This window comes from Cellulosimicrobium composti (genome assembly GCF_009711085.1).
Taxonomy (GTDB): domain Bacteria; phylum Actinomycetota; class Actinomycetes; order Actinomycetales; family Cellulomonadaceae; genus Cellulosimicrobium; species Cellulosimicrobium composti.
Genome location: NZ_WMKA01000128.1, coordinates 1 through 500 on the forward strand (window position 1 = coordinate 1; position 500 = coordinate 500).

Genomic DNA, 500 nt, shown 5'->3' on the forward strand with positions numbered 1-500 from the left:
GCACGGGCGACGCCGCGAGCGGAGCCGCCCGCCTCGCCGCGGGCAGCCGCGACCTCGACGACGGCGCCGCCCGCCTCGCCGCGGGCACCCGGGACCTCGACGACGGCGCCGCTCGCCTCGCCGCGGGCAACCGCGACCTCGACGACGGCGCCGCCCGCCTCGCCGCAGGCAACGCCCGGGCCGCCGACGGGGCGTCCCAGATCGCCGCCGGCGCAGGCACCCTCAAGGACGGCTCGGCCGAGCTGTACGCGGGGAACGTCGCCGCGGCCCGGGGCGCGGACCTGCTCGCCGACGGCACGTCGGCCCTGTCCTCCGGCGCGGCGGCCCTCGCGGACGGGGCCGCCCGGGTCTCCGCCGGTGCCGGCACGCTCGCCGCGGGGTCGTCGGCGCTGCAGACGGGCGCGACGAGCGCCGCGGACGGTGCCGGTCGGCTCGCCACGGGCGCCGGTCAGCTCTCCGCGGGCGCGGCCACCCTGCGGGACGGCGCGAGCGCGGCGGCC

At 83.4% G+C, this 500-nt stretch carries 1 pseudogene; it reads left to right on the forward strand.

Annotated features, from left to right (window positions below):
- Positions 1 to 500 (forward strand): annotated as a pseudogene (locus GJV82_RS19245) (YhgE/Pip domain-containing protein); the annotation flags it as partial.